Source organism: Streptomyces sp. NPDC057424 (genome assembly GCF_042803315.1).
Classification (GTDB): Bacteria; Actinomycetota; Actinomycetes; order Streptomycetales; family Streptomycetaceae; genus Streptomyces.
In genome coordinates, this window is the sequence record NZ_JBHVCP010000018.1 from 12,965 (window position 1) to 38,053 (window position 25,089).

Annotated in this window: 28 protein-coding genes; all 28 read right to left on the reverse strand. The window is 69.0% G+C overall.

Annotated features, from left to right (window positions below; translation table 11 throughout):
* Positions 1 to 363 (reverse strand): hypothetical protein, encoded by a 363-nt coding sequence (locus ACFU3E_RS16840; RefSeq protein WP_384157872.1) that lies wholly within the window; start codon positions 361 to 363, stop codon positions 1 to 3.
* Positions 360 to 935 carry a recombinase family protein gene (locus tag ACFU3E_RS16845; RefSeq protein WP_384157875.1) on the reverse strand — a complete coding sequence of 192 codons (576 nt, stop codon included), beginning with the start codon at positions 933 to 935 and terminating at the stop codon, positions 360 to 362. The genes ACFU3E_RS16840 and ACFU3E_RS16845 overlap by 4 nt, the downstream gene beginning before the upstream one ends.
* A 434-nt stretch (positions 936 to 1,369) precedes the next feature.
* Positions 1,370 to 1,732, reverse strand: a complete 363-nt coding sequence (locus ACFU3E_RS16850) for a hypothetical protein (protein WP_384157878.1) — start codon at positions 1,730 to 1,732, stop codon at positions 1,370 to 1,372.
* Positions 1,729 to 2,169, reverse strand: a complete 441-nt coding sequence (locus ACFU3E_RS16855; protein WP_384157881.1) for a hypothetical protein — start codon at positions 2,167 to 2,169, stop codon at positions 1,729 to 1,731. Before ACFU3E_RS16855 ends, ACFU3E_RS16850 begins: the two co-directional genes overlap by 4 nt.
* Positions 2,169 to 2,531, reverse strand: a complete 363-nt coding sequence (locus ACFU3E_RS16860) for a hypothetical protein (RefSeq protein WP_384157884.1) — start codon at positions 2,529 to 2,531, stop codon at positions 2,169 to 2,171. Before ACFU3E_RS16860 ends, ACFU3E_RS16855 begins: the two co-directional genes overlap by 1 nt.
* 3 nt (positions 2,532 to 2,534) lie before the next feature.
* Positions 2,535 to 3,524: a hypothetical protein gene (locus tag ACFU3E_RS16865; RefSeq protein ID WP_384157887.1), complete on the reverse strand. Its 990-nt coding sequence runs from the start codon at positions 3,522 to 3,524 to the stop codon at positions 2,535 to 2,537.
* Positions 3,525 to 3,578: 54 nt separating this feature from the next.
* Complete coding sequence (locus ACFU3E_RS16870; protein WP_384157890.1) at positions 3,579 to 6,113, reverse strand: right-handed parallel beta-helix repeat-containing protein; 2,535 nt, start codon at positions 6,111 to 6,113, stop codon at positions 3,579 to 3,581.
* 9 nt (positions 6,114 to 6,122) lie between these two features.
* Positions 6,123 to 6,752 (reverse strand): hypothetical protein, encoded by a 630-nt coding sequence (locus ACFU3E_RS16875; protein WP_384157893.1) that lies wholly within the window; start codon positions 6,750 to 6,752, stop codon positions 6,123 to 6,125.
* An 8-nt stretch (positions 6,753 to 6,760) separates the two neighbouring features.
* On the reverse strand, positions 6,761 to 7,687 hold the full coding sequence (locus tag ACFU3E_RS16880; protein WP_384157896.1) for a hypothetical protein: 927 nt from the start codon (positions 7,685 to 7,687) through the stop codon (positions 6,761 to 6,763).
* On the reverse strand, positions 7,684 to 8,844 hold the full coding sequence (locus tag ACFU3E_RS16885; RefSeq protein WP_384157899.1) for a phage tail protein: 1,161 nt from the start codon (positions 8,842 to 8,844) through the stop codon (positions 7,684 to 7,686). The genes ACFU3E_RS16880 and ACFU3E_RS16885 overlap by 4 nt, the downstream gene beginning before the upstream one ends.
* Positions 8,844 to 9,722 (reverse strand): hypothetical protein, encoded by an 879-nt coding sequence (locus ACFU3E_RS16890; protein WP_384157902.1) that lies wholly within the window; start codon positions 9,720 to 9,722, stop codon positions 8,844 to 8,846. Before ACFU3E_RS16890 ends, ACFU3E_RS16885 begins: the two co-directional genes overlap by 1 nt.
* A gap of 10 nt (positions 9,723 to 9,732) precedes the next feature.
* Entirely contained in the window at positions 9,733 to 14,073 is a 4,341-nt protein-coding gene (locus ACFU3E_RS16895; RefSeq protein ID WP_384157905.1) for a phage tail tape measure protein, read from the reverse strand.
* Positions 14,074 to 14,096: 23 nt separating this feature from the next.
* A complete protein-coding gene (locus ACFU3E_RS16900; RefSeq protein WP_384157908.1) occupies positions 14,097 to 14,441 on the reverse strand; it encodes a hypothetical protein in 345 nt (114 codons plus the stop codon).
* Between the two features lie 86 nt (positions 14,442 to 14,527).
* Positions 14,528 to 14,872 (reverse strand): hypothetical protein, encoded by a 345-nt coding sequence (locus tag ACFU3E_RS16905; RefSeq protein WP_384157911.1) that lies wholly within the window; start codon positions 14,870 to 14,872, stop codon positions 14,528 to 14,530.
* A gap of 5 nt (positions 14,873 to 14,877) precedes the next feature.
* The gene (locus ACFU3E_RS16910) at positions 14,878 to 15,216 is read right to left on the reverse strand and encodes a hypothetical protein (RefSeq protein WP_384157914.1); all 339 of its coding nucleotides are present in this window, start codon (positions 15,214 to 15,216) and stop codon (positions 14,878 to 14,880) included.
* 79 nt (positions 15,217 to 15,295) lie between these two features.
* The gene (locus ACFU3E_RS16915; RefSeq protein ID WP_384157917.1) at positions 15,296 to 16,063 is read right to left on the reverse strand and encodes an Ig-like domain-containing protein; all 768 of its coding nucleotides are present in this window, start codon (positions 16,061 to 16,063) and stop codon (positions 15,296 to 15,298) included.
* 53 nt (positions 16,064 to 16,116) lie between these two features.
* Positions 16,117 to 16,536 carry a hypothetical protein gene (locus ACFU3E_RS16920; RefSeq protein ID WP_384157920.1) on the reverse strand — a complete coding sequence of 140 codons (420 nt, stop codon included), beginning with the start codon at positions 16,534 to 16,536 and terminating at the stop codon, positions 16,117 to 16,119.
* On the reverse strand, positions 16,533 to 16,817 hold the full coding sequence (locus ACFU3E_RS16925) for a hypothetical protein (RefSeq protein ID WP_384157923.1): 285 nt from the start codon (positions 16,815 to 16,817) through the stop codon (positions 16,533 to 16,535). The genes ACFU3E_RS16920 and ACFU3E_RS16925 overlap by 4 nt, the downstream gene beginning before the upstream one ends.
* Positions 16,818 to 16,826: 9 nt before the next feature.
* Positions 16,827 to 17,174, reverse strand: coding sequence for a hypothetical protein (locus tag ACFU3E_RS16930; RefSeq protein WP_384157926.1), 348 nt, complete (start codon positions 17,172 to 17,174; stop codon positions 16,827 to 16,829).
* On the reverse strand, positions 17,174 to 17,686 hold the full coding sequence (locus tag ACFU3E_RS16935; RefSeq protein WP_384157929.1) for a mobile element protein: 513 nt from the start codon (positions 17,684 to 17,686) through the stop codon (positions 17,174 to 17,176). Before ACFU3E_RS16935 ends, ACFU3E_RS16930 begins: the two co-directional genes overlap by 1 nt.
* A 28-nt stretch (positions 17,687 to 17,714) precedes the next feature.
* The gene (locus ACFU3E_RS16940; protein WP_384157932.1) at positions 17,715 to 17,945 is read right to left on the reverse strand and encodes a hypothetical protein; all 231 of its coding nucleotides are present in this window, start codon (positions 17,943 to 17,945) and stop codon (positions 17,715 to 17,717) included.
* Positions 17,946 to 18,061: 116 nt separating this feature from the next.
* Positions 18,062 to 18,274: a hypothetical protein gene (locus ACFU3E_RS16945; RefSeq protein ID WP_384157934.1), complete on the reverse strand. Its 213-nt coding sequence runs from the start codon at positions 18,272 to 18,274 to the stop codon at positions 18,062 to 18,064.
* 1 nt (position 18,275) lies between these two features.
* Entirely contained in the window at positions 18,276 to 18,638 is a 363-nt protein-coding gene (locus ACFU3E_RS16950) for an HNH endonuclease (RefSeq protein ID WP_384157937.1), read from the reverse strand.
* A gap of 424 nt (positions 18,639 to 19,062) precedes the next feature.
* Positions 19,063 to 20,391, reverse strand: a complete 1,329-nt coding sequence (locus ACFU3E_RS16955) for a phage major capsid protein (protein WP_384157940.1) — start codon at positions 20,389 to 20,391, stop codon at positions 19,063 to 19,065.
* Positions 20,392 to 20,398: 7 nt separating this feature from the next.
* The gene (locus ACFU3E_RS16960) at positions 20,399 to 21,238 is read right to left on the reverse strand and encodes an HK97 family phage prohead protease (protein ID WP_384157943.1); all 840 of its coding nucleotides are present in this window, start codon (positions 21,236 to 21,238) and stop codon (positions 20,399 to 20,401) included.
* Positions 21,239 to 21,240: 2 nt separating this feature from the next.
* Positions 21,241 to 23,142, reverse strand: a complete 1,902-nt coding sequence (locus ACFU3E_RS16965; RefSeq protein WP_384157946.1) for a phage portal protein — start codon at positions 23,140 to 23,142, stop codon at positions 21,241 to 21,243.
* A 32-nt stretch (positions 23,143 to 23,174) separates the two neighbouring features.
* The gene (locus tag ACFU3E_RS16970) at positions 23,175 to 23,396 is read right to left on the reverse strand and encodes a hypothetical protein (RefSeq protein ID WP_384157949.1); all 222 of its coding nucleotides are present in this window, start codon (positions 23,394 to 23,396) and stop codon (positions 23,175 to 23,177) included.
* Between the two features lie 19 nt (positions 23,397 to 23,415).
* Positions 23,416 to 25,068, reverse strand: a complete 1,653-nt coding sequence (locus tag ACFU3E_RS16975) for a terminase large subunit (RefSeq protein WP_384157952.1) — start codon at positions 25,066 to 25,068, stop codon at positions 23,416 to 23,418.
* Positions 25,069 to 25,089: the final 21 nt, after the last annotated feature.

Genomic DNA, 25,089 nt, shown 5'->3' on the forward strand with positions numbered 1-25,089 from the left:
TTAGACCGCGGGCTGCATGACGGCGAGCAGCGCACGGAGCTGGTCAGTGGTGACCTCGGACCGGATCTCGTGGCGCAGGTCGATGCCAGCCTGCCGCAGCTGCTCGAGCAGGCTGGCGCGCCGCTTCGTCTCGTCGTACTGGTCCTGGGTATAGAGGCGCTCGCTCACGCTGTAGCTGCTGTCGAGATAACCGGTGCCTCGGAGGTATCGGTTGGGGACCTCCCGGCCGTCCTGCCGGGTCACGTACAAGTACTTTCGGCCGATCCGCGAGACGGTGACTGGCTCATCACCCCGGTAGCGGTTGCTACTGGAGAGGATCAGCCGGTCGCCTACCTTCACGTCGCCGAGTCCGTTGATGCTCATGGGTTCTTCCTTTCCAGGTATCGGTAGATGGTGGTGCGGGCGACGCCGAGTTCGTCGGCGATGTCCTGCACGGTGTGCTTGCGCTTGCCGTCCTCGCCGAGCTCGTCGTACATCTCCTGCGCAAGGGCGACCTGGCGAGGCTTGAGCGCCTGCTTCCTGCCGCCGACACGGCCACGGGCGCGGGCGGCTTCCAGCCCGTCGCGGGTGCGCTCGACGATGAGGGCGCGCTCGAACTCGGCGATGGCCCCCAGGATCTGAAAGAACATTCGGCCCGCCGGGGTGCTGGTGTCGATGCCCTGACTGAGCACGACGAGATTGACGCCCTTCTTCTCCAGCTGCTCGGACAGCTCGATCAGGTTCTTCAGGGAGCGGCCGAGCCGGTCGAGCTTGGTGATGACGAACTCGTCGCCCTCGCGTGCCGCGATGAGGGCCTTGCCGAGTTCGGGCCGTGAGGCGAGCTTGCCGGACGCCTTGTCGACGAAGACGGGGTCGCATCCGGCGGCGGTGAGCGCGTCCTCCTGCGCGTCCGGGTTCTGATCGCGGGTGGAGACCCGCCCGTATCCGATTCTCATGACCCAAGTGTATCGACCATGAGCCCTTTGCGCGACATAGTTAAGGACACGGGTTTGCGTCATTCTCGTACTGCAGGAACGTAGTTGACGGGCCCTCTGACGACAGACGGTCGTTTCTCGACAGCCGCTCCGAGGGCTCGGGCACAGCAAAGGGCCCCGCTCCAACGAGGAGCGGGGCCCGCGATATGGCATGTTATCGAAGGCAGGGCGGCTCGACTCCGCCCCCGGACACAGCAGAACGCCCCCACCGCCGAAGCGGTGGGGGCGTCTGTCACGCGGGCTCATCGTCGAGCGGTGGCCAGTCCGGCTCGAGGAACGGGTTGATGGCTGGCTCCGGGATGGGCGGCGGCTCCTCACGGCCGAGGCGCACCAGCGAGCCCATACCGGCGGCAGTGTCGTCGCGGCGCGGCCGGAGAGGAAGCGGAGCAGGCATCTCACACTCCAGTTCGGTTGTACTCGTCGACCAGGGGATGCGCCGGCTCGGGCTCGATCCCCGCGCGGTGCATCTGCCGGGCCCACCGGTCCGTCGTCCACGCGAACGCCCGCAGCATCGACTCCAGCCGGGACATCCGCCCTCGCAGCGAGCCGTTCTCCTCATCCACCCGCTTCACCGTCGCTTCCAGCACGGCGAACTCCTGCGCGCGCGCCTGCGGCGCGGCCTGGATCGCGGCGACAGCCTCGTTGGCGCGGGCCGTGGCCTGCGCGGCCCGGACGGTGGCGCGGGCGACGAACCATCCGCCCCCTCCGAGGACGCTGCCGGCGGCTCCGATGATGGCTGCCCATTCGCCCACGTTCATGCGGCCTTGCCTCTCCGGGCGCGCACGGGCGGGGGGACCGAATGCTCGGGAACCGCGCTCGCCCACAGAATCACCCCGACGTGACTCGTCAGGTACCAGACTGCGACGAACCCGCCGCGGGAGTAGTCGCCGGTGATGACAGCGACGGTGTAGGCGGTGGCCCACACGGTGGGGGGAAGTAGTGCAGCGAGGAACCCGAACCAGTCCCGGCCGACACGCAGGAACGCCGAGAACAGGGTGATCAGGCCGCAGATGATCCACAGCCAGGCCCAGTGCCGCAGGGAGCATAGGTCGGTGAGCAGCTCCAGTCCTAGGTTGCTGGGCGGGTCGACGAGGAACGAGATGCCCCAGCAGGTTTTGCCGACGCCGAGGATTGCGAGGAAGGCGCCGCGGCGGCCCAGGGCTTTGTGCAGTCGCCGGGCCGCACGGCACGACATCAGACCGTCCGGGGCGGTTCGGCCGTGCCCGGCGCGCTCGGGCTGGCCGGGGCGACCTGGCCGCGGGTCAGCAGGCCCAGCACCGCGAGGACGACCGCGTTGAGGGCGCCGATCTTCTCGGGCCCGAGCTCCAGACCGTAGGCGGCCAGCAGTGCGGCGACCGCGGCGACGAGACCGGTGAACGCCGACGGCGCGATGGGCCGGGTGACGGCAGCCGTAGCCGCGGCGAACACGGCGGAGATGACGGCGACGATCGCACCCGCCTGCTCGGCGGACAGCCCGAACTGGAAGGTCACCAGCAGGCTCAGGCCCGCCGAGACGGCGGCGATGATGAGAGCAGGCTCGCGGCCGAAGATCTTCATGGGTCAGGTCTCCTGGTTCTGGGTGACGTCGATGTCGACCTTGATGACGGCGTCGGCGATGGCCTTCTCGACGGCCGCGACGACGGTGTTGGTGTCGACTCCGCTGCCGACCTTCGCGGCGAGCGCGTGGATCGCGGCGGACTGGGCGGCCACGGTGACGGTGAGGGAGCGCACCCGGTTGCCGATGTCCTTCAGGTAGGACTGCGGCTGCCAGCTCTTGTTCGTGGCCCGGTCCGGGGCCGTGTCGGGTGCGGCGACCTGGTCGATCTTCCAGACGGCGTCGTAGATGTCCTGTTTGGTCATGCCGGCCAAGGGATCCTCCTCGGTGGTGGGCTCGCCCTTGGCGAGCTGGATGACGCGGGCGAAGTTCATGGAGCCCGGGTCGCCGTGGTCGTTCTCGGGCACGTGTTGGTGACCGCACCAGCCCTTGAAGCTCCGCCAGGCGCTCATGGACATGCGGGCTGGGCTCGCCCCGTAGGAGGCGGGTGTGACGCCGGGCCGTCGGGAGTCCTTGCCGTAGGCGAGCCAGTTGCTCACGTAGGTGAGGGGCACGGCGTGGTAGTCGTGCAGCCAGCGCACCAGCCACGCCACCTCGGCGAGCGCCCAGTCGGGGGCGGTGGGCCAGTGCAGGTAGTCGATACCGGCGCGCTTCCCCGACCAGGCCGTCTTGTTGGTGTCGTCGCAGGTGCCGACGAGTTCGATCTGGAAGGCGTTCGCCGTGTTCGTTTCGACGCCGCCGAGCTTGTTGGCGAGCGCGCGGGCGGACTCGTCGACGTCGTAGTGCTGGTACCAGCGGATCCGCTTGGCCTTGATGTCGGGGACGCCGGTCACCGTCGGGGCCATCGCGCCATCGCTGTACGACGGCAGGCTCATGCCCTCGGTGGTGTGGACGACGCCGCAGTTCACTTCCATGTCCGAGCCGGAGTAGCGGCCGGAGCCGTAGAAGTAGGACTGCGAGGCGCCGGGAATCTTCTGTGGGCCGGTGCGCGCCACGGGCGGCCTCTCTTCTGTTCATAGCGAAGGCCCCGAGGTCGGGGCGCGGTGGTGTCAGATGACGTAGCCGTAGGCGAGGATCCCGGTGCCTGAGAAGGCAGCCGCCGTGAAGGCCCCACCGGTCACGGTGGGCGGGGTGGTCTGGCCGCTGTTCGTCGAGCCGAAGCCCGGGGCGGCGTTCGCCACCGCGGCGGGCAACGATCCTTCACCCACGATGTTCGGCATGGTGCCGGCCGCGACCATGAAGCCCAGGTAGTGCAGGCCGTTGTAGGTCGTGGTGTACGACGAGGCCGACCCGGCAGTGGTCTGGGCGACGTTCAGCGTCTTGGCGGCGTTCGCCGCCCAGGCCGTCGTCGTGTTGTCCGCCGTGCGCGCCAGGGCCACCCTGCTGGAATTGTGGAGGGTGAACCATTGGTTGGTCGGGGACACTGCGGCCGTGCCGCCCGACACGAACGTGATGCTGGAGACGACCAGGCCCTTGGGCAGCCAGATCGGCACCAGGTACAGGGCGCCCGAGACCGGAGTAGAGGCCGTGCCCAGGCGCAGCCTGGACGTGGTCTCGTACCGGCCGGCCGGGGATATGGCGGCCTCGAGCGCGGGGAGCGGTGTGAGGTCGCTGTCGACGACGTTGGATGCCGGTAGAGCGGTCATGCCGCCCGGGCCCGTCACGGGCGCGGCGGTGGACACCGCCAGGGCCGTGCTCGCCGACCAGGAGTTGCCGGACAGGTCGTTGTCGAGCACGACAGCGCTGGTGGCGGAGGAGTCCAGCGAGACGCCGCTGGTCGTGGTTCCGCTGCCCTTGCGGACCTGGTTGCCGACGACGAGGCAGCCGGTAGCGCTGGTGGACAGGCGGATGCCGGCGGATGCGGCGGCGTTGATCCGGTTGGCCTGCACTGCCACGGCGCTGGAGTTGGAGACGAAGATGCCGTGGTTGGTGCTGGTGGTGTCGACGGTGTTGCCGACGACCTGAGCCCCGGCACAGTTGGTCACGTTGACGCCGTTGGAACCGGTGTTGCGGATCGTGTTGGAACCGACGGTCGCGCCGTCGGAGTCGAAGACGACGATGCCGGTGGACTGGGTGCCAGCGATCGTGTTGCCGCTGATGTTCGGTCGGCTGCAGAACTCGACGTGGATGCCGTTGGAGGCGTCCGTGCTGAGCCCGAGCACGGAGTTCCCGGCGATGACGACCTGGTCGTAGGTGCCGCCGGAGGAGCCGTAGACGCGGATGCCGGACGCGTCCTTGGCCCGTTCCACGGTGTTGCCGGTGATGGCGATGTTGCGGCCGTTGACGGTGAAGCCTTCAGACGGCCCCGCCCCGGCGGGGTCGGGGCGGGACAGCTGGATGCCCGACAGGCCAGAGCCGGAGACGACGTTGCCGGAGATGACCGCGCGGCGCCAGCCGAAGCCGTAGATGCCCTGCTGGTTCACGTCCTCGATGCGGTTGCCGATGATCCGGATGCCGTAGTAGTAGACGCCGGAGCGCAGCATGTGCGAGCCGACCCCGCGGCCGAAGCTGCCCAGCCGGCTGGACGGCCCGACGTAGCAGCCCTCGATCAGGATGTCCTGCGACGGGGTCTCGTCGAAGTCGCCGATGCCAACCGAGCCGGAGACGGCCATGTCGATCTGGACGGCCTCGGAGTAGGCACGGGAGCCGCCGGTGTTGTCCTTGAAGCCGAGGAACTGGCAGTTGATGGCCCGGCCGCGGGCGGTGGAGTTGAACTCCAGGCCGTGCGCCGAGGACACGTTGGTGATGGTGGCGTCCCGGACGGTGATGTCCTGGCAGTGAGCAAAGCTGATGACGTTCGTGGTGGCGGTCACCGTGCCGACGCCTGCGTCGGCGGCGTTGCCGTCCCAGGTGCCGCCCAGGATCTGGATGCGGGAGCGGCCGGTGTACCCGGCGAACAGGTCCGTGGACAGGAAGTTCCTGAGCAGGCCGGTGTTGCCGACGGCCTTCAAGGTCGCGCCGTAGGCCCAGATCGTGGTGTCGGCGTAGACGACCAGGAACGTGCTGATGCCGTAAGTGCGCCCGGGCGGGATGTAGACGATACCGCCGCCGGCATCGCGAGCGGCGTCCAGCTGCGCCTGGATGACGGCCCGGTCGTCGGTGGTGCCGTCCCCCACAGCATCCGTGACGCTGAACCACTGGACAGCCGACTGGTCGTTCAGGTTCGGTGCGCTGATCGGGGAGTTGAAGGTGACCGGCCCGTCCACGCTTTGCGGGTCGGGCGTCTCAACGTCCAGCTTGGTAGACGCTTCCGCCTGTGCCGCCTGTGCCGCATCCAGGGCCCCGGCTGCGACCTCGCGGGCTGCCTGGTACCAGCGGACGGGCTGGCCACCGGCATCGAGGTACTCGTAGTCGATCTCGGTGACGTCCTGGGCCTTGAAGGCGCGGATCGCTCCGGGCTGCGGAGACGACGGCCCGTTGCTGCGGAGCTCGCTGATCGGGGTGGTTCCGTCCACTTCGAAGAGAGCGCTGACGGTGGCGCCGGTGCCCGCGACCTTCACGAGCAGCGGGTAGTTGGTGACGACGTTGCCGGCTGTGTCGGTGAGGACGTCTGCAGGGGTGCCGCCGAAGGTGTAGAGGGGCATGCCGTCCTCTCAGTCGAGCCAGTAGTAGCCGGAGATGTCCACCCACATCAGGCCGGGTGTACCGCTGTCTTGCTGGCCGTCCTGGGACCAGATGATGACGGAGCCACGTCCGCCGAGACTGTTGGCGTCCTGGTCAGGGCTGAAGACTTCGGCGCGGCAGGTGCCGGTCATCGCGTCGCCGGTCATGGAGGCGGGTGCGGCATACCGTGCGATTTGGTCGGGGATCATCGCGGTGGGGACGGTCGCCAATTTCACCCCATTCGCGGAGATCAGTTGCCCGTCGGTGCGCTGGATCGTGCCGCGCAGGTGGGCCTGTCCGTTGAAGACGCGGCCCTCGGGCGTGGTCTGTCCGGCCTCGTACCCGGAGGCGAGGGTGAGCGGCTGCCAGTCCTGCAGCGGCTCCCAGATCGTCGCCCACACGTTGTCCGTGGACGTCTTCACCCAGGTCATGCCGTTTGCGGCGACAGCCACGGTCCATACGGGTGCGGCGGACAGCCGGGTGTTGCGGTCAGCGAGGTCGGTGACGTGCTGCCACAGGTGCGGGTCGATGGCCTCGGCGAGTTCGGCGAGATGGCCGGGGACGGTAGGGCCGTCGCCTCCGCCGGGGATGGGGAGTTCGGCGTAGCCGATGGTCGCCACGGGGCCTCCTACGAGAACGTGATGGTGATCTTGCCGCCGGTGACGGCCATGTAGTCGCTGCTGCCGGTGGCGTAGATGGCCAGGCCCTTGGCGGCGCCGGACGCCAGAGCGGAGCGCCAGGACGCGGGCAGGGTCGCGCTGCCCTTCGCTCCGGCCGAGAGGCGCAGCAGCTCCTCGGGGCCGTCGCCGAGGTTGAGCTGGCCCGAGGGGGGCGAGGAGTGGTTGTGTAGGTAGAGGTGCAGGGGCCGCTTGGCGTTGACGCCGGCACCCGACTTGCGGGCGAACGCGACGGTCATCTTCGACACGGTCTTGCCTACGCAGGCGTTCTGGATGGCGGACCCGTAGAACCAGCCGCCGCGCCGGTTGCCGCGGCCGGTCCAGTCGCCCTGCGTGGGCGCGGACGCGTACTCGTCAGGCCGCCCGCCCCGCCAGGTACCGGAGTCGCTGGGGCTGACCGTGACGGGCTTCGGCGACGGAACCACCGGAGTGCCCGGGGATGGGTCGGCGTCGGAAGGAACCTGGAAGTAGACCTCCAAGCGCCCGTCCACCTTGCGCACGTAGACCGCAGAGGCGGCCTGCCAGCCGCTACCGGCCGGGGCTCCGGTGCCGTAGGTGGCGGCGCGGACCACCTGCACGTCCCGGGCCGCCTGTTCGGCGATGGTCTCGATGCGGTCCTGCTCGGTGTCGGCCGGATCCTCGCCGAGCCGCCACAGCACCACCGGCACCGACGACATACGTACCGCGACCCAGTCCCCCGCGGCCCGGTCCCGATAGGAGGTCGGGCATGCGACCTCCAGCAGCAGACTTCCGTCGCCGAGCTGGAGGTTGACGCGGCCGGACTCGGTGACGTCGGCGACCTGTGCAGAGATGACATCGCCGCCGGTCTTGCCGCCTTGAGTGAGGAGGTCGGCCAGCTGGTCGACGGATGCGGTCACGTCACCCTCCTCGTGCTGGTGCGGGTCTTGCAGGACATGGAGGCGGCGCCGAGCGTGTACGACAGGGAGTCGATGATGTGCCGCTCCCATACGCCCGGTGCGGTCTCGACCTCGACGAGGTCGCTGGGCTCCAACGCGGGATTGCACACCGAGGTGAACGACAGGCTGGCCTGCACGCCGAGCGAGTCGGCGAGCTTCGCCTGGGCGACCTCGAGGGCCTGGCCGTAAGACGTGATGAGCGGTGAGGCGTACTTCTGCACGCGCAGCCGCACACCGTTCAGCCCTAGACGCTGCGGCGCGAGCGGATCGCCCACGGGGTCGGGCCCGGCGTAGGTGATGCTGTTCGGGTCGTCGTCCCAGGCGAAGGCCGGGCCGATGGCCGGCGAGCCGTCGCCGCCGTCCCCGGAGACCACCCACAGGTTGGCGAGCCCGTCGCGGGCCTGCTCTGACTGCGGCTCCACCAGCGCGCCGCCGAGGCCGCGGCTGATGCGCCACACCACCGGATCGTCCAGGGTGGGCACGGGGCCGACGGTGACGACGCCCCGGGCGTCCACCCACAGCTCCCCCGCCAGCGCGGCGGCGATGCCCGTGTTCGTACCGGTCGAGTCGGTGCCGGACGACAGGATGGCCCACCGGTCGTCAGTGGCGACGATCTGCGGCACCTGAGTGCCGGCGTCGACTCCGAACCGCCACGCCACCGGCACGCCCGGCAGCGCCTCGGCCACCAGTTCCTCGACGAGGTCTTTCGCCTGTCCGGGCCCGACGGTGCGGGCAACAGGGAGGGACGCGGAGCGCAGGTCGTCCTCGAGGCCGTCGAGCTCCAGCGTGATGGAACCGGAGCGGTTCCTGCGGGTGCGGGTGACCGTGTACCGGCCGGCCGGGAACCAGATCGGGTCCTGGCGCGGCAGCTGTATGCCCTGCCGCAGCCGCACGTTGGTGGCGATCGAGTTGACGCCGTCCCGGCCTTCGCTCACCCCCACGACGTCGGCGGACGCCGTGTAGCGGGTCTCTGCGGTGCGGTCGGCGGTGATGGACGCCGAGCCTGCGACGAGGCCGCAGCGCTGCCAGGTGGTGCCGCCGTCGTTGGACCACTCGGCATAGTAGGGCCGGCCGATCGCCTCCGGCAGCGCGGCGAGCACTGCCGCCGCGATCGGCATCACGTGAAGACGCCGTTCGTGGCCAGTGCCAGGTAGCTGCCGAAGGTGGACTCCACGGCGTTGTAGCTGGCGTACTGGGCGGCCAGGTGGTCGTAGGACCAGCCGGGGAGTCGAAGCGGCTGGCCGGCGGTGCCGGGGCGGGCCACCTCACGGACCGCGGCCGTGAAGGTGCGCGTCGCGTCCGGGGTGGTGTCCACGCTCTCGGCTGGGGTGGCGAACAGCACGAACTGGTCCGGGCGGCGGTTGGCGGATCGGGTCTGGATGAGCCGCACGCCGGGCGTGGTCAGTAGGGTCCTGAGGGCTTCGATCTGGTCGCCCGTGGCGTCGATGCTGATGTCGGATCCGGCGGAGGCGTACACGTCCTGCGCGGTCGCGGCGTAGGGCGAGCCGGCCACATCGGCGGTGTCGATGCGGGACTCCCATTGCAGCTGCGGCCAGGACGTGACGGTGACCCTGGCGGACAGGCCGGGATCGTCGACCGACTTGATCCACACGTCGGCCGGCACGTCGGGCTCGGGGACGGTCACAGCGAGGGACGAGACGGGGCCGTCGCTGCCGTCCGCGAGGATCGCCGTTGCGGTGTAGACGACGGCGACGCCGAGCGGCGCCTCGTGGTCGTAGGCGGCGCCGACGCCCTCGATGGCCCACGCGGTGTCGGCGGAGCGCACCGGCACGGCCGGCTTACCCGGGTCGGTGCGCATGATGCGCACCTTGCGGACCTCGGCCGCGTCGGAGTAGGGGGTGCTGGCCGTGTAGTCGACGGCCAGCATCACCCCGGCGTACAGGGTATCGATGGACGCCTTGAACCAGCCGTCCGGGGAGACGACAGGAGTGGGTGGGGTGATGTGAGGCGCCGACGGGTCCACGATCATGGGCATGCGGCGCCTCCTATCCTCGGGCCTTCACGGTGCGGCGCAGGGTGGTCATCGCCACGTCGACGCGACCGTCTGCGACCTCTTCCAGGTAGGCGTCGAACTCGCGGTCGCGGACGACGAGCCGAATCTTGCGGGGCAGTGCGCCACCGGAAGCGGTCAGCCCTTGCCCGGCTGATGCGGCCGGCTCCACCGCGGGTACGGCGGCGTCCGCCACGCGGGCGGCAGCCGCAGCAACCGTGCTGGCCGTGTTGTCCAGGCCGACCCCTACGCCCGCACCGGTCATCTCGCCGAGCCACTGGGTGACCCGCGACGGCGACTTGATCTTCAGCTTCTTCTTGATGCTGGATACCAGGCCGCCCGCCAGCTTGTTCATTGCCGCCTGGAGCTCCTTCTCCTGCGAGACCAAGCCGGTGAGGAAGCCCTTCGACGCGTTCTTGCCGGCGTCGAACATGGCGTCGGCCATGGTGCGGCCGTAGCTGGTCGACAGTGCCGCACCCGACTTGGCGAGCTTGTTGAGCTGCGCCAGCTGGTCCTTGTTCGCGCTGGCCACGAGGGTGGCCAGCGTGCTGTCCGGGCCCATCGCTACCAGCTGACTGATCAGATCCTGATTCAGGCCCCGCTTGGACAGCCCGGCGATCGTGCCCTGGAAGGCCTTGACCGTGGACTGCCGCTGCTGCATGCCCATGATGAGGTCGGCGACCGAGGCCGCGCTCGACTCGTTGGACAGGCCGATGAAGTCCGCCGCGGTCTTCGCCTGGTCGGTTGCCGCGGACCGCGCCGCCTCCAGTCGGGCGTCGACGGAGTCGCGCTGCTTGGCCAAGGCCTGCAGCTTCGCGGACGCCTTGCTGCTGGACGCGGCAAGCGTCTTGCCCGCCCCGCCAGCGGCCTTCAGATCCTTCACGAGTTCGCCGAAGGCCTTCTTGATGTCGGCCGCCGAGCCGGTGAGGGCTTTGGTCACCGCGGTGAGGTCGCCGGGGACCTGCTTGCGAGCCGCGGCCCGGAGCTTGGCACTGCTGGTGCCCTTGGCGTATCCGGGTAGGGACCCCATGGTGGAGGCGAACCGCAGCGAATCGCGGTGGTTGAGGACCTCCTCGCCGCCGCCGAAACGCACGAGCTCGGGACCGAGTTCGCCCACCCAGGCCCAGCCGGGGGTGGCGCCGCGGGTGCCCTTGGAGTAGCCCTTGAGGCCGTACCAGTCGGTGAAGAGACTGTCCCGGTAGCCGCGGGCTCGGGCGCCCACGACCACGCCGTCGCCGCCGCGCGACTCCACATTAGTCCCGTTCAGCGTGCCCGCGGTGTGGCCGACGCCCGCGTTCGTGATGCCCACCATGAACGGGGATCGGGCGCCGCGCACCCACCCGGACGGGGCGATCGCGCCTGAGAAGGCGCCGGTGGCCCAGCGGCGGGAGTAGGGCTTCATGCCGCGGATGATGTTCTCGATGGCGCTCATGAAGCCCGAGCAGTCGTAGCCCTTGGGCCCGACGCCGCCCCAGATGTAGGGCTTGCCCGCCTGGGAGCGGGCGAAGTTGAGCGCGGACTTGAAGCCCCTGCCTCCGATGCCCGCGGCTTCGAGCTTCTTGTCGGCGGCGCCGGAGAAGTCGAGGATCGTGCTGATCATCTTCTTCGGGACGCGGGTGATCATCTCCCGGTACAGGGACGCCGATCCGGCAATCTTGTTGATCAGCGGCTTGACGATGCCGTTGATCCCCGAGAGCGCGGACGCCTTGATGCCGTCCTTCAGCCAGTCCACGCCCGACTTCGCCAGGTCGACGCCCTTCGATGCAGCGGACTTCACCCAACCGAAGATGCCGCCGTCCGCGAATGCGGGCAGGCCAAGGGCACGCTGCACACCGGCGACACCGCCGGATCGTGCAGCCGCGTTCATGAAGTTGACGTAGCCGGGGCCAACCGCGCGGGTCCACTCCGGACGCATCACGGCCTCGCCGCCGGACAGGGCCGCCAAGTGCACGTCCCGACCTGGCGTGTAGCCGGGCAGCACGCCGCCGGTGGCGAACTTGTACGCGGGCAGCTTCGGTGCGCCGAAGGCTCCGGCTACGGTGTTCCAGACGCCACGCAGCTTGCCGTACACGGTGTTTACGACGAAAACGACCGGTTTACGCGCTATGTCGGAGACCTTATCCCAGGCCAGCTTGATCCCCTTGCGGGCAGTCTCGAAGGCAGCGGCGACCCGGGACGTCCCAGCACGCAGTCGGTCGAAGACCGGGCGGATCCCGGACTCCCAGACGGTGGTCAGAACGGAGCGCACCCCGGCCAGCGCCGGGGCCACGGCCCGGCGCCAGAGCCAGGTGAACACGCCGCCGACGGTGCGCAGCCCAGCCGTCAGATACCCGAAGACGATCTTCGCTCCGGACCAGGCCGACTTCGCCCCGGAGACGATGAACCCCAGGGCTGGCTTCACCGCGTTGCGCCAGAGCCAGGAGAAGACCGCGCCGAGGGCGCGCACTCCAGCCATGAAGAGGCCGAAGCTCACCTTCGCTCCGGCCCAAAGCACGGCCAGCCCGGCGCGGATCCAGCCGACCACAGGTTTGATCGCGTTCGTCCAGAGCCAGGAGAAGATGGCGCCGAGCAGCTTGACCGCGAGGTAGATCGGCCCGAACACGACGATCGTGATCACCGTGAGCAGGATCCGCGCGGCCGTATCGATGAACGAAAACACGGGCTTGATCACGGAGGACCAGAGCCACGAGAAGGCGGCGCCGAGCGCCCGCAGCCCGACCATCAGCCCAGCGAACGCAGGCTTGAGTACGGAATTCCAGGCGAACATGGCCGCCGCCTGGATACCTGCCCAAGCGGCCTGCACGATGCTGCGGAACGTCTCTGAGCGCTGGTAGGCGATGTACAGCGCGGCACCCAGAGCGACGATCGCCGTGATCACCAGCATCACCGGGTTGGCGTTCATCACTGCGTTGAACGCAGCCTGGGCGATGGTCGCCCCGCGCTGCACCACAGTCCAGGCGAGGATCGCGCCGCGGTAGATGGCGAACACGGCCGTCACCGCGGCCGTAGCGATCTGCTGAGCGAGGATGGCAGCGGTCAGGCCGCCGACGGCGATCCCGACCGGGATCAGCCACGTACCCATTTCCCGCAGCCATCCCACCACGGCCACGCCCGCCGACCACAGACCCCGCAGCGCTGGAACGAGAACCCCTATGACGACCGAGCTGACGCCCTTCAGCGGCGGCAGCAGGTACGCGTTGAAGCCGCGAGCGACAGAGGAGACCAGCGGCAGCACCTGCCCGCCGATCACGTTGACGAAGTTCTGCTTCAGCGACCGAGTGAAGACCTCGATCTCGTGACCCGGGCCCGAGTGCAGCGTCTTGCCGAGGTCGGCTGCCGCGCCCTTCACGTCCCCCATCACGGACGTGGCCTTGCCGGGGTCCAACTTGAACAAGGCGGCACCCAAATCCTCGGCCTGGGTACCGAAGAGGCCGACAGCCGCCGCCTCGCGGGCGACGGGATCCTTCATCGATCGCAGCTTGTCCAGGACGGTTTGCAGGCCCCGCTGCGCGGAGTCGCCGCCCTTACCGATCTGCTTCTCCATCTTCTCGGCGTCCAGGCTGAGGGCCTTGTAGGCGTCGCGCGAGGTGTCGCTCATGTTGACCGCGAGGATGGAGAATTCTTTGAACGCGTCGGCGATGATGTCGGTGTCGCGGGCGCCGCCCTTGATGCCCTGCCGGAACAGGCCGAGCGCTTCTTCGCTGTCGATGCCGAGCTTGCGCATCTGGACGCTGTACTCCTGGAACGTCTCCAGGAGGTCATCGGCGTTCGGCCCGAGCTTCTGCATGCCGACGGTGATGACGTCCAGGGCGCTCTTGGCGTCCGGGGCGAGGCGGTTCTTCATCATCGCCGAGACGGCCTGCGTCTGCATCGACATGTCGGTGCCGAAGGTGCTGGCCACGTCCGCCATCTGCGAACTGATCGCCTTGAGCTGCTTTTTCGTGGCGTCCGGGGGGACGAGTCCGGCGTTGATGACGGACCGGATGACCTCTGCGCCCTCTTCGACGGTCTCGGTGATGCCCTTGGCGTACAGCTCCCCGGCGATCTTCCCGTAGCGGGCGCCGTCCTTGGTGGTGGCGCCGAGCTGGGCCTGCAGCCGTGAGGTGATGTTCGCCTGGTCGATGGCCTCAGTGATGCCCGCGACGAGAAGGGCTCCGGCGGCTGCGCCTGCTGCGGCGGCGCCGATGAGGAGCTTCTCCTTCAGGCTGCCGCCGGCCGCCTGCCCGGCCTGCTCGCCCGCGTCCTCGGCGGGGCCGATGAGCTGGCTTCGGATCTCGTTCCCGATGCCGCGTACCGAGGGGATGATCTGGAGCGTGGCGTAGCCGACGTTCGCCATGGCACCCCCTCGGTATGCGGTTGTCAGGTGATCTCGCCCGCGGCCAGGGCGCGTTTACGTTCGGCCGCCCGGCGCATGGCCCGCTGCCTTGCCTCCTGGCGGGCCGGTCCGGCTTTGTCACGCTGCGGCTTCTTGCCGCCGACGCCGGGCCGCGGGAACGGCTTGGGCCTCGGTGACTGCTCGCTGCGCTTGCGGCCCTCGTTGCTGCGCTGCCAGTTGGCGGTGCGCAACTCGTCAATGACCACGGCGGTCAGGTGCTCTTGCAGGCCCCAGACGCCGTCTTCGTCGCCGAGCGCTAGGCGGGTGCGCGCGTCAGGGGGAAGCTGGCGGATGTACCCGCGGAGCTCGCGCCACGTCAGCAGCGGCACACCGTAGGTGTCGCGCCGGAACAGGTCGGACAGGCGGATGCCGTAGTGGTCCCGCAGGTCGGCTTGGACCGCCTCGCCGTGCTCCCTCAGGAGTCGGACGAGGCCTGCGATTCCCCCAGGCCGCAGTGCTTCTTGTAGCCCTCGAACAGGGCCTTCATCTTAAACTGCGGCATCTTCACCTTGCGGAACTCGGTGTACTGCTCCTCGCCGAGGGCCAGCTTGAAGATGCCGACGGTGGCGCCGATCTCACCGCGCTCCGCCCCCTCCATCAGCTCCCACACGTCGAGGGCCTCGGAGTGCTGGAACTCCCAGCGGCGGGAGTTCCAGTGGACTCGCCACGGGGTCAGGTCGACCTCGGCCTGGACGGCGTCGAGGTTGAAGTCGAACGGCTCGTTGTCGGCCGGCTTGCTCGCGGTTCGGGTGGTGCTCATCGCGGTTACTCGCTCTCGTCTGCGGGCTGGGTGATCTGGATGTTGCGGGCGGGCAGGGTGAGCCTGACCAGCCCGGAGCCGTCTGGCTCCAGGGCCACTTCGATGCGGTCGGCCTGGACCATCCACGGGAACGGCTTGCCGTCGATGTCCACGGACCCGCCCGGCTGGACGCGTACCGTCTCGGCGACCGGGGCGGCTTCGGTGCGGAAGCGGGGGGCCGCCTCCTGGATGAGGACAGCGATGAGCCGGCTGCGCATGCTGCGCGGCAGCTCGTCGCTGCCCTTGATGAGCCCGAGCTCGATGGCCTTCGCCCGGATCTCGGGTTCGGTGAACTGGACCTTCATGGTGTGACTCCTCGCGGTTCGGTGTATGCACCGGGGACGCGGCCGAACCGCGACGAACCTCCGCGTCCCCGGCGGCTCATCAGGTGACGGTGACGGCGCAGGTGTCGGACTGCCCCTCGTAGGTGGCGGTGATCGTCGCCGATCCCGGGTCCACGGCCGTCACGAAGCCGGCGCTCACCGTCGCGTCGGCCGGGGCTGAAGACGCCCAGTTCGCCTGGGCGGTGACGTCGGTGGTGGAGGCGTCGTCGTAGGTGGCGGTCGCTGTCAGCGCGCCGATCTCACCGTCCGCCAGGGTCAGCGTCGACGGGGTCACCGACAGGCTGGCCAGGGTTGGTGTGGTCTGCCGGGTGAACAGCACACCGCCGCCGGTGGGGTAGATGGTGGCGGCGAACGTCATGGACTCGAGGTCCGCTTCGTTCTCGCCGTGGTCGCCGTCGAGGGACACCTCGGCGTAGTTCGCCGAGATGAGGCGGCGGACCTTGTCGCCCTCGCGGGTCTCGAACGCGACCAGCACCTTCGCTGGGCGGGGCACGACGATCTGAGTCGCCGACGAGCCCGGCCACAGCAGGCTGTACGTGGTGGCGTTGTCCTCCAGCGCCGTGAAGCTCTTGGTCAGCTTGAAGTGGTTGCGGGACGTGCGGACGAGGATGCCGCCCCAGGCGAACTTGTCGTCGGTGTCCTCGTCGCGGGACTCCGGGAAACCCTCGTCGCCGTCGAGGAGACCGACCAGATCCCAGTCGACACCGAACGGGGTGCCCGCGTTCGCGGGCAGGGTCGCGGACAGGTTGGTGGAGATGTAGACGTCCGCGTCCGTCCACAGATTTGCCTTCAGCGGGTCGCCGGCCACGGCGTCCTCCTCATCTCGGTACAGGGGGTGGAGTCGCGGTTCGGCTTATGGAGTTATTCGAGGACGTCCGCGCGCACGTTGACGCGCACGGTGAAGGTCGACAGGTCGACCCCCGAGTCGGGATCGGTACCGGGCAGCGGGCCTCCGTTGGGGCGGACCGCGGACAGCACGCTGCCGTCGTGGCAGACGAGCAGACCCTGACAGAGCATCGCCAGGTCGTGGGCTTGGTCGGCGTCCTCGTGCCACGCCGTGACGCGCAGCAGCACCCGCGACATCGCCATGGAGGAGTGCGGAGCATCGCCGTCCTTGCGGACCAGCACGTACCGGAACTGTTCCTCCGGTGAGCGACTGGACGGCACTCGGGTGCCGACCGTCACGTCGGCTGCGAACGGCTCCGGCCGCCCAGCCAGAGCCGTTCGCAGCACCCCCGCACCCGCGGCTTGGGAGTCCTTGAAGACGAGCAGTCGCTTCACTGCCCGCCCCACGCCTTGAACTCGATCCCGGCCTCGGACACCGAGCGGGTGAACACGCCGTCGCGAGCCTGCCAGCCCATGCCGCGCGCGTGCGCGATGGTCACGCTGGCCGCGCCACGGTCGGTGGTGTAGGCGCGGATCTGCACCGGTGTGCCCGGGGGCAGCTTCGCCCGCACACGGGCGCGAATATCCTCGGCCGCCCCGTCAACCATCTGCCGGACGCCGTCGCTGCGGAGCACCTCACGCACCCCGCGAGTGTCGAGCTCGAACTTTTCCAGCACGGCAGCCTCCTATCCGGTGGCGCGCACCATCACGAACTCGATGTGGTGGACGGCGTCGGTGGACAGCTCGGGCCAGGCCGCGACCTCGCCGTCCACCTCGTAGATCTGGCCGCGCCAGTCGATGCGGTCGGTGGCCTTGATGTCGGGGCTGGTGCCCTCGGCCGACTGCACGCGGTAGCCGGTGACGACAGCGTTGCGCTGCTCGTCGTCGGTCTCGGCCTGAGTGTTGGGCTGGATGTTCAGGTCCGTCACCGTCAGCCGGTTCACCGCACCAGGCGACCAGTCCGGGACGGTGTTGCCGCCCCGGTCCGTCTTGGTGCTGGCCCGGACCCGCACCGCGCTCTGATTGAACATCATCAGGCATCGCTCCCCGTGCGAACCTTGTGCCGAGCAACGGCCTTCGACCACTGGTCCGAGACACCGACCGCAGCAGTCACACCGAAGGCGACAGACTGCCCGCCGACCGCCCGGGACTGCACGCCTGGCACGACGTTGTACATCGTGCGGGCCTGGTCGATGACGACTTCCTGGACGTCTTCCGGGATCGGGTTCCAGCCGTGGCTGTACTTCACGTCCAGGCAGCGCAACCGGTCGGGCCAGCACCGGCCGCCGAGGCGGCGCAGCAGGCCGGCTTCCGACCACGAGTAGTCGGTGCCCTCGACGAGAGTCTCGCCGTCCAGTGCAACCGACGTCACTGCGGTCGTCGGCCACACCGGCAGCAACAGCGACTCGCGGCCGTTGCCGTCCAGCGTCACCTCGTCATCGACGACGAGGTCCACGTCGTGGCCGACTGCCCCTCGGAAGCGGCGGGTTGCGGCCCTCAGCGCAGCCAGCAGCTTCGGGTCGTTGGGCGGCTTGCCCAGCCACACGGACAGTTCATCGGGATCGGCCAGGAACTCAGTCGCCACCGCCCTCGCCGCCCTTGCCCCGCGGCGAGCGAGCCTTGTTGGACGACGTGGCGCGGGCCTTGTTCGGAGCCACCGCAGCCTTCTGCCCGTCCGCCGGCTCGGCGCCGACGAGATCATCGTCGCTCAGGCCGCGCAGCTCGGCGTCGGCTGTGCTCAGCTTGAGGATCGTCTCGTGTCCGGTGCCGGTGGTGAACCGGTACTTCTTCAGCGGACCGCCCACAGCGGCCACCTCCTGGATGGGGATGTCGAGTGCCGTGACGTCGGAGGGCGGGCCGCACGTCGCATGCTCAGCGCCGCACGGGCACCGCCCTCCAGCCGTCTGCCGGACGAACAGGCTCACGGCGCGAGCAGTCCAGCGGTGCGCAGTGCTGCGAGCAGGCCGTTCACCTTGGTGCGCAGCGCCAGGTAGTCCGCGCGCAGCGCGTCGTACTCGGCCTTCGTCGGGGTGGCTCCGGCGGCGACGACCGACGTGGCGGCTGCCGCATCGGCGACCGCTGCCGCCTGCTTGCCCTCGCGGGCCGCGCCCGCTGCCGGGTTGAGGTATGCCATGTCATTCCTCCGGTAGCTCGCCGTACAACTCGCGGTACCTGGCCAGCTGGTGCTTCAGCTCCCTGAGGTCCCGCCAGTTGTCCAGCGCGGTGATGTACGAGTGGTCGGGTCCGGAGAGAACCGCGAGGTTCTCGGGACGGTTATCAGCCTTGTCGCGATTGATGTGGTGCACCTCGTCGGCCGTTTCGAGGCGCCGACCCAGGGTTCGCTCTGCGACAAGCCTGTGCTCGAGGAGCCACCCGTCGTAGCACGCTGGGTGATCCGGCTCCCAGACCATGACGTAGCCGGCCGCGTTGATTCGAGCCGGTCGGCCGTTGTGCTCTCGATCAAGTACACGAACCATTCGGCCGTTCGCGTCACACACCTTGGAGCAGTACTTACGCAGGGAGGATCGGCGATGACTGAACTGATCTCCGCACGCGGCGCACACCGTCGTCACTCTGTCTGCACGCTGCCCCTGGTCGTGACACTGCTTGCTGCAGAACTTCTGTTGCCGCCCCAGGGGGTGGTAGATCTCGGCGCCGCACTCGGCGCAAGCGACAGTCGCACCCCGGCGCGGCTTCGACCCCGCGCTGTTCCTGCACTCGGTCGAGCAGAACGCCCGGCCAGTCTTCAGGCGAGCCAGGTCTGAAGCGCGACGCTCCATCTGTTTGTTGCAGCCAGCGCAGGCCACGACAAGGCGCTCGACCTTCGGCCTGCCAGTGCGAGCCATCTCGACCTCCGAGGTGCAGATTTTGTTCTCTGCACTCTATCGGGATGGCTTGCACCGGTAGAGCTATTTGTTCAGATCAGGCCGTGAGGTCGATCTCAACAAATGCATTGGGCTGGAGCACCCCGAAGGCTGCGCGCATCTCCGCCAGGATTGCGACGAGGTTCCGGACGAAGAAGTCCAGGTGACTGTCGGTCATCTGGATGGTGGCCTGCTCGCGGTCCCACAGGATGGCCTTGCGGAAGTCGCCGACGTAGCCGGTGCCCGCCGGAACCGCCTCAGTCTCGATGACCGGCAGCCCCCACAGGGTGCCCGCGCCGCCGGTGCCGGCCGGGCCGCCGAAGTAGTAGCGGGCCTCGTTGTCCTGCAGCAGGTCCAGGGTCTCGAGGTCGGTGGGGTTGAGCAGGTAGGCGTTGGCGACCGACCGGCCCACCGTGCGGACCTTGGTCTTGGCCTTGCGGGTGGTGGTCAGCGCATCGGCGTCCCACGCCTGCGACTGGATGCCGCTGACGTTCGACAGCCCCTCGAAGTTCTCGCCGGTGCCGTCGCCCTGGACCATCTGGTCCTCGAGCTCCTCCTCCAGGCCGTAGCGGAGGAACGCGTCGATGAGGGTGCGGATCTGCGCGGCGTCGGACAGGGCCCGCTTGGTGACGGGCATCCAGTGCGCGATCGTCTTGACCGCGGTGGTGACCTTCGCGAGGGCCAGCCCGGACTCCGGCTTATAGCCGCCGCCGGTGGCGTTGACGAGGGCTCCCGCCCCGCCGGGCGCGGTCGGGGCCGCCGAGCTGGTGGCCTCGGCGACGGGGGCCGCGTTGTTCGTCACGGAGGTGACGCGCACGTACTCGACCGTGTCGGAGGTGGTGTTGCCGTTGGTGACAACGTCCCGCATGCGCAGCGGGCGCTGGAAGACGTCGAGACCGACCTGCAGACCGCGCCAGTCGTTCTGCACGAACGCGCCCGCGGAGGTGTCCGAGCCGCCCGTCACGAGCGACTTCACCCCGAACATCTCCGACTGCACGCGCTGCTTGGCGCCGAAGGTGCCGCCGCGGGCCTGCGCCAGCAGCCCCTTGTACTCGGCGGACTCGGTGAACTGCTCGCCCAGCGACTTGCCGCGCTCGGGCAGGTGGAAGCCGGACGCGGTGCGCCGGGTGCCGTCCTGCTCGGTCTTGGCGTTCAGGGCGATGTCGTCGCCGAGGTCGGCGAGCGTCTTCTTCAGCTCGTCGTTGCCGCGGAGACGCTCGATCTCGCTCTTCGCTTCAGTGGCCTTCGCCATGTGCTCGCGCAGTTGGCCGGCCTCTTCGGGAGTGAAGTCGCGGTCGCCGTCCTCCTCGGCCTTCTTCGTGATCTCTCGGGCCTCGAGGAGGTGGTGCTTCATGAGCTCCTTGAGCTCATCGATCTTGCTGGGCATGTGATCCTCATTCCGTGAGCGAGAGCTCCAGCTCCTTCAGCTGCAGCTCGGTGCGCAGACGGGCAGAGGCGGCGGCCTTGGCGGCGGCCTCTTCCTCGATGCTGCTGTCGATGTCCTTCTCTCCGGTGTCCGTCTTGGCGGGCGGGGTGTCCTCGGGCGTGGCGGAGGGCTGTTCGCCGTCGGCCTTCTCGGGACCCGGCTGGCCGGGGGCACCGTTCTTGCTGGGTGCAGCCGTCGCCTTCTCGGGCGTGGCCGCGTCGAGCACCTCTCCGATCGCCGTGTGTGCGGCGAGGAGGGACTCGAAGTTCTTCTGGGACAGGACCCGGCCGGCCTTCGCACCGGAAGCCACACGCGCCGCCTTCACGGCGAGGAGCTCGGTCTCCTGGTTCGCCCCAACAAGGCAAGGGCCAACCTCGTGGATCTTGAGCTTGCGAAGTTCGTACACCTCGCCGCCGTCCCGCTCGCCCCAACCTCCGTCGAGGATGTCGTAGGCGAAACTGAACTGAGTGACGCGGCCATTCTTGAGCAGCCGGAAGACCTGCTCGGCCTTGGGATTGCTCAGGTCGAGTTGCCCTGTCACGACTAGTCCAGCCGTCGTCTCTTTCGCCTCGGTGACCGAGCCGATGTGGGAGAACGGATCACCCCAGTCGTGGGACCAGATGACCGGAATCGGGTTACCGGACTGCTTCCAGCGGGCCAGGTCATCGGCAAAGGCACCCGGCATGACCACATCCCCGACCGAGTCTTCATTGCCGAAGACGGAGACGAGGGCGGTGAACTCGCCCGCCCCTAGGCCGTCCTCTTCCCCTGCGGCCTTCACCCGCGCGGGGGCATCCTTCGTCTGCACGATCAGTCTCCCCTCGCGTAGTCGAGAGTGCAGTTGCAGTTCACGAGCTCTTCAGTCCGGCCCGACCCGTCACCCGGCCAGCGCAGACCGTTCGAGAACACGTCGTCGAGCGCGACGACCTCACCGTCCTGCGCCTTGTGTGAAGGCCGCGGATTGCGGCCACCGGTCCGCCAGACCTTCCTGACGAGACCTGACGCCGACGCCGCGTCATGGCCCCCGAAGCTGCGCAGCTCGGTCGCGGCGGTCGCCGCGCGAGTGACCGCCGCCGACGCCCACGTCGCTGCCGCACCCTGGAGAGCCTCACGCCAGCCTTCGCCGCCCTCTTCCTGCACGCGGGTGACCGCCTTCAGGCCGGCCTCCTCGTGCTGCGCCGCATACGTCTGGGCGGCGGCCAGAATCCAGGCGAGCATCACCTCGGCCGACCAGTTTTCCGCCTCGGGGTTGTGGACCTCGAGGACTTCCCACGCGCCGAGCTGCGCCAGCTGATAGCCGTGATCCGCGAGGAGCGCCTCCAATTGGGCGACCCGGGTAGCTGAGCCGGCAGCCCACAGGGAAATCAGGTCCGGCATGCCGTCAGCCTTCGCGCCAGCGGCAGTCAGCAGACGGGACGCGGCACGCTCGGTGAACTTCACCAGCGCCTCAGTGAAAGCGTCCCGCTGGCCCTGCACGGTGCCGAGCTCAGACGGCCTGCCGCTCTTGACCAGCGCCAGGCCACGCCCTTTTGGGAGCGCCTCCGGCTCCGGAGCCGTATCCCGGGGCGACGCCAGCCCACCCTCGGTGACGTTCATCGGCGTGATCAGCGAATCCCCGCCCTCGATGGACGGCAGGTTGTTCCGGGCCCGGGTCTCGTTCACCGTCATCCACGGGCGGCCCGTCGCCGTCGACGCCGCGACCGCCTGCTCCTCGAACGAGCCCCGCAGCTTCGAATCGATGTTGAACTCGCAGTACACGTCCGCGTTGCTGCCGGGCAGGTCCGGCAGAATCTGAGCGGCGATCTCCTGCTGCAGCATCACCATCCACGGCCCGAGCGTGTCCTGGTACAGGTGCGCGTGCTGCTCTTTGATGTTGCTGTACGTGGCGTGGTCGAGGATCCCGATCAGCGGCGGCGGGATGAAGTACGCGGCGGCGCACTCCTCGCGGGTCAGCTTGCGGGCCTCGATGTACTGGGCCTGCTCCGGGTTGAAGCCGACCGTCTTGTAGTCCATGCCGTCTTCAAGGATCGGCGTGCCGCCCTCGGCGCCGCCGCCAGAGGAGAACGTCCGCCACATCTCCCGGAAGCGCGCCTTGTCCTTGGCGTCCCAGTCCGGCGCGGTGTCCGGCCGGACGATGACGCCCGTCAGACGGGCGCCGCCCTTCCACATCTGCGCCCGCTGCTTGGCCGCCTCCGACGACTCCAGCAGCAACTCGCGCAACGACTCGATCGGCGACGAACCGACCGTCAGGTTGTCGGGCGCGTACCCGTGGATATGGATGACCTCATCCACCGCGAAGTCCCGGCCGCCCGCCGTCTCGTAGTACTCGGGCCTGATCCAGTTCCCGCCGTAAGGGCGGATCAGAGACGGAGGCACCGGCAGGATCCGCAGCTGCCCGTTCAGCCTCAGCTTGATCCCGAACCAGTCGTCGTACAGGGCGACATCGGAGACGATCCGCTCGACGAACCGGTACTGCGTCATCCCCGGCATCGGCTCCGCCAGCAGCCGCGGCAGCGGGTGATCCGTCAGCCGTTGCCGGTCCGTGTCACTGAGCCGACGGAACGTATGGATGCCGAGCTGGGCGATGTTCCGGGCCAGAAAGCCGATGACCGTCCGCACCTGCGGCTGGGTACGCCAGATCGTCTCGTACTCCCAGGGCGCCGCAGGCAGCGGCATCGCCGCATACCCGGGCGTCACCCCGGCCCCGGTCACCGCGAGCTCGCCGGAGGAGACTACGAACGCCATCAGCCACCCCCGCTGGCGAGCACCTGAGTGAACTCGACCTTCGCCCGCTCGATGACGACCTCGCCGTCCACCGGCTGCGGGGCGCGCCCGGCCTCCAGCAGTTCGACATCGCGCAGCACCAGCAGCGGGCCACGCCTCGCCCAGAGGATCCCGCTGAAAGCCTTGTCCGCCAGGTTCACGACGACCCGCTTGCGAACCGCTGTACGGCGCCACGCGAACATCAGCGACCTCCCCCGGCCGCTACACGACCATGATTTCGTCCTCGTCCGCATAGCGGGACTTCCGCCGCGGTGGCCGGGCCACGACCTCAGCCATGGCCGTAGCCAGCGCCGACACCGCATCGATCTTGTCGCCGCTGTTGGCCTTATCCGGCTTCACGTTGCCCGCCGGGTCCATCGCGACCGCCAGATTGTCGACACACCAGCGGGCCACCGGATGCCCGCCGTGCCGCAGAGCCGGCGCCTCAGGCGTGCCCTGCAGCGTGAGCCGCTGGATCTCCTTCAGGACCGGCGACATGGTTGCGAAACCCTGCCTGACCTTCACCATCGGCGCCCGCTCGGACACCAGGTCGTTCGTCAGCTGGCTCGCGTTCCACGGGTCATAGCCGATCGACTTGACCTTGAAGAAGTCGCGGTCCCGGCGGATCTGCTCCTTGATGAAGTCGTAGTCCGCGACGTTCCCCGGCGTCGCCACCAGGAAGCCCTCACGCACCCAACGGGAAGCCGCCCCAGCCGTCCGCTTGTCCAGCGACCTGAGATTGCCCTCAGGAGTCCAGAACCGGAACACCGCATCCAGGGTGCCCGTCCGGTCGTCGGGGAACAGCCAGCACAGCGCGCACAGGTCGGACGTGCTCGCCAAGTCCAGGCCGCCATACGCCTCCCGCCCCTTGAACACTGCCTCGTCCACCAGGCCAGCGTTCTTGTCCCAGTCCTCCAGGCGCAGGAACCGGGTGCTCTGCTTGGTGCGGATCCCCAAGTGCAGGCGCAGGTACTTCGCCAGGTCGGCCGGGCTCTGCTGCGCCTCGGCCGCCGCGCCCTTCAGGTACGCCGCGGACGGACTCACCCCGTAGCCAGGGTTCGCCTTCCGCTGCGTCTCCACCGAGAACGGATCATCACCCTCGTCCGCGCCCCACACCACGCCGTAGGTGTCCGGGTCGTGCAGCGCCCCGCGTGCCAGCTGCTCCACATACTGGCGGCGACGGTCATAGATCGACTCCTGCTTACCCTCGTCCGCGGTGGTGATGATGACGACGAGCGGCTGCCGACGCGAACCGGTGCCCGTCTCGATCGTCTCCACCAAGTCCGGCGACTTGTGCACATGCAGCTCGTCGATGATCCCGCCGTGCACGTTCGCGCCGTGCAGCGCCTCCGCCACCGACGAGACGACCGTGAAGTACGAGCCGGACGCCGGGTGCGTGATCTTCTTGGTGAAGGCCTTGACGTTACCCTTCAGCGCGGGCGCCCGCTCGGCGATCGTCTTGATCGGGTCGAACGTGTAGCGGGCCTGCTTCTCTGACGTGGCCGCCGCATACACCTGCGCGCCCGGCTCGCCGTCCGCCGCCATCAGATACACCGCGATGCCGCCCGACAGTGTCGTCTTGCCGTTACGGCGCGGCACATCCACATAGAGCTTGCGGACGATCCGCACGTAGCCCTCGGCCTCGTCGTCCCAGCGGACGTAGCCGAACACCGGGGCGATGATGTAGGCCACCTGCCACGGGTCCGGATCCAGTGGTTTGCCCGCCCACTTGCCCTGCGTGTGCCGCAGCAGATGGAACGCAGTCAGCACCCGGTCCACCCGCTCCGGGTCGAACATCGCGCCCGGCGCCTCCCGCGGGCTCGGCGTCTGCACCTTCGGCCGGCAGTCCGGCAGCGGAATACCCCGCTGCTTCATGTACCAGGCGACCTCGGGGCT

Coding starts and splice junctions, on each gene's coding strand:
- ACFU3E_RS16840 (WP_384157872.1), bottom strand. CDS start 363: ATGAGCATCAACGGACTCGGCGACGTGAAGGTAGGCGACCGGCTGATC.
- ACFU3E_RS16845 (WP_384157875.1), bottom strand. CDS start 935: ATGAGAATCGGATACGGGCGGGTCTCCACCCGCGATCAGAACCCGGAC.
- ACFU3E_RS16850 (WP_384157878.1), bottom strand. CDS start 1,732: ATGAACGTGGGCGAATGGGCAGCCATCATCGGAGCCGCCGGCAGCGTC.
- ACFU3E_RS16855 (WP_384157881.1), bottom strand. CDS start 2,169: ATGTCGTGCCGTGCGGCCCGGCGACTGCACAAAGCCCTGGGCCGCCGC.
- ACFU3E_RS16860 (WP_384157884.1), bottom strand. CDS start 2,531: ATGAAGATCTTCGGCCGCGAGCCTGCTCTCATCATCGCCGCCGTCTCG.
- ACFU3E_RS16870 (WP_384157890.1), bottom strand. CDS start 6,113: ATGCCCCTCTACACCTTCGGCGGCACCCCTGCAGACGTCCTCACCGAC.
- ACFU3E_RS16885 (WP_384157899.1), bottom strand. CDS start 8,844: ATGCCGATCGCGGCGGCAGTGCTCGCCGCGCTGCCGGAGGCGATCGGC.
- ACFU3E_RS16890 (WP_384157902.1), bottom strand. CDS start 9,722: ATGCCCATGATCGTGGACCCGTCGGCGCCTCACATCACCCCACCCACT.
- ACFU3E_RS16895 (WP_384157905.1), bottom strand. CDS start 14,073: ATGGCGAACGTCGGCTACGCCACGCTCCAGATCATCCCCTCGGTACGC.
- ACFU3E_RS16905 (WP_384157911.1), bottom strand. CDS start 14,872: ATGAGCACCACCCGAACCGCGAGCAAGCCGGCCGACAACGAGCCGTTC.
- ACFU3E_RS16910 (WP_384157914.1), bottom strand. CDS start 15,216: ATGAAGGTCCAGTTCACCGAACCCGAGATCCGGGCGAAGGCCATCGAG.
- ACFU3E_RS16930 (WP_384157926.1), bottom strand. CDS start 17,174: ATGATGTTCAATCAGAGCGCGGTGCGGGTCCGGGCCAGCACCAAGACG.
- ACFU3E_RS16945 (WP_384157934.1), bottom strand. CDS start 18,274: ATGGCATACCTCAACCCGGCAGCGGGCGCGGCCCGCGAGGGCAAGCAG.
- ACFU3E_RS16955 (WP_384157940.1), bottom strand. CDS start 20,391: ATGCCCAGCAAGATCGATGAGCTCAAGGAGCTCATGAAGCACCACCTC.
- ACFU3E_RS16970 (WP_384157949.1), bottom strand. CDS start 23,396: ATGTTCGCGTGGCGCCGTACAGCGGTTCGCAAGCGGGTCGTCGTGAAC.
- ACFU3E_RS16975 (WP_384157952.1), bottom strand. CDS start 25,068: ATGAAGCAGCGGGGTATTCCGCTGCCGGACTGCCGGCCGAAGGTGCAG.